This is a genomic window from Nostoc sp. LEGE 12454 (assembly GCF_056620565.1).
The window spans coordinates 1-2,318 of record NZ_JBWQXL010000106.1 but is presented as its reverse complement, the minus strand read 5'-3'; the positions used below and the strand labels follow the sequence as shown (position 1 = coordinate 2,318).

3 protein-coding genes are annotated in these 2,318 nt (G+C 42.6%); all 3 read right to left on the bottom strand.

Annotation, left to right across the window (positions count from 1 at the left end):
- Nucleotides 1–1,289, bottom strand: a 1,289-nt coding sequence (locus AC1F2U_RS34595) for a leucine-rich repeat domain-containing protein (protein ID WP_480265251.1), incomplete at its 3' end; no start/stop codon positions are given.
- A 140-nt stretch (nt 1,290–1,429) separates the two neighbouring features.
- The gene (locus AC1F2U_RS34590; protein ID WP_480265250.1) at nt 1,430–1,816 is read right to left on the bottom strand and encodes a PIN domain-containing protein; all 387 of its coding nucleotides are present in this window, start codon (nt 1,814–1,816) and stop codon (nt 1,430–1,432) included.
- On the bottom strand, nt 1,806–2,015 hold the full coding sequence (locus AC1F2U_RS34585; RefSeq protein ID WP_073641323.1) for a hypothetical protein: 210 nt from the start codon (nt 2,013–2,015) through the stop codon (nt 1,806–1,808). Before AC1F2U_RS34585 ends, AC1F2U_RS34590 begins: the two co-directional genes overlap by 11 nt.
- Between the last annotated feature and the right edge of the window lie 303 nt (nt 2,016–2,318).

Here is a 2,318-nt window from a genome sequence, read left to right as displayed (position 1 = left end):
AGCTCCCTCAGATTGGTTAATTTAGCTAGCGCCTCTGGAATCTGGCTTATTTGGTTGTAACTGAGGTGAAGCTCCCTCAGATTGGTTAATTTAGCTAGCGCCTCTGGAATCTGGCTTATTTGGTTGTAACTGAGGTGAAGCTCCCTCAGATTGGTTAATTTAGCTAGCGCCTCTGGAATCTGGCTTATTTGGTTGTCATTGAGGTGAAGCTGCGTCAGATTGGTTAATTTAGCTAGCGCCTCTGGAATCTGGCTTATTTGGTTGCCACTGAGGACAAGGTGCGTCAGATTGGTTAATTTAGCTAGCGCCTCTGGAATCTGGCTTATTTGGTTGCCACTGAGGACAAGGTGCGTCAGATTGGTTAATTTAGCTAGCGCCTCTGGAATCTGGCTTATTTGGTTGCAACTGAAGTCAAGCAGCGTCAAATTGGTTAATTTAGCTAGCGCCTCTAGTATCTGGGTTATTTGGTTGCCATTGAGGTGAAGCTCCCTCAGATTGGTTAATTTAGCCAGCGCCTCTGGTATCTCGGTTATTTTGTTGACATTGAGGTAAAGCTGCGTCAGATTGGTTAATTTAGCGATTGCCTCTGGAATCTGGGTTATTTGGTTGTCACAGAGGTTAAGCTCTGTCAGATTGGTTAATTTAGTGATCGCCTCTGGTATCTCGGTTATTTTGTTGGAACTGAGGTGAAGCTGGGTGAGATTGGTTAAATTAGCGATCGCCTCTAGAATCTGGGTTATTTGGTTGTTATAGAGGTGAAGCTGGGTGAGATTGGTTAAATTAGCGATCGCCTTTGGAATCTGGGTTATTTGGTTGCCACTGAGGTCAAGCTGCGTCAGATTGGTTAAATTAGCCAGCGCCTCTGGAATCTGGGTTATTTGGTTGCCACTGAGGTCAAGCTGCGTCAGATTGGTTAAATTAGCGATCGCATCAGGTATTTCAGTTAGCTCTACTCGAATTAAGATAAGTTCCTCTAAATGTATTATTTGCGTTACCACATCGGGAATGCTCTCTAAAGGATTGCCACTGATATCCAACTTATGCAAATTAGGCAAACCCAATAGTTCTAGAGGAAGCGTTTTTAAATTGTTGCCTGAAACCTTTTTGAGATAGCGGCCTCTTACTTCTTCATAACCTTCAACCTTCTTTCCCAAAATCAAAGACTCAAGCTGCTTCAACTTACCAATTTCTACAGGTAACTCAGTCAACTCTTGCCCCGACAAGTCTAACTCTTGCCAACCCTCAGCCACCGCACGATCTATCAGTACCAACAACTCATCCTGCGTCATAATTCCAAGGAGAAGGGTAAAAGGAAAGAAGATTGATGAAGATTATCTTAACTGATTAGGGAAAAATTCTAGATTATCGTTTTTTGGCGATCATGTCTTGAGATGATGGGAAAAGCGATCTCAAAACATAATAGCTATCATTACCAATGCTCTATAACCAATCCATCCACATAATCAAAATCTGAATCATCGGTAACAAGCACCCAACCATGTTCCAGACAGTGCGCTGCAATCCAAACATCATTCATAGGAATTGGTCGCCCTTTGCGCTTCAAACCCAAACGAGTCTGAGCATAGATAACTGCCGTTCGCTTTTCCACAGGCACAACCGCACAAACTTCTATAAACTCCAAATATCGAGGAAGATTTTTCAACGGTCGAGTCGAGTTCTCAGCCCCAAACAGTAACTCTACTACTACGACCGACAAAAATATTTCTGGTAACGCCAACACCCTTGAAACAACATCAAAATCGCCATTCAGAAAACGTACTGCAACAGAAGTATCTAACGCAATTTCACCACTCATTTAAATCAACCTGACGACAATCAGTTTGAATTGCTTTCTGTAAATCAGCCGCCTCATCATCACTCAAAATACCCGCAAATTTTGCTAGAGGATGATGACTACGCGTTGTCTGAACCCGATGCAAAAAATCTAACATTACTTTGACTAACTCATCTGGAAGCTCTGCAATTTCTTGGATAAGCTGCTCGCGGCTAGTCATACATTTGCCCTCTTTAGCAAAGTTTATCGTCAATATTATAACGAACACTAAAGATTTGCGGTGCGTTACGCTGGCGTGACAAAGCTAAATTGTTGCAATCATGGCGATACCTGCGGTGGTCACTGAGCTTTGTCGTTCGCGCAGCGTCTCGTAGAGAAGTGCTGGCTACGCTTACGCATTTGTTATTTCGGAGTACTCATTTGTTATTTCGGAGTACTCATTTGTTATTTCGGAGTACTCATTTGTTATTTCGGAGTACTCATTTGTTATTTCGGAGTACTCATTTGTTATTTCGGAGTACTC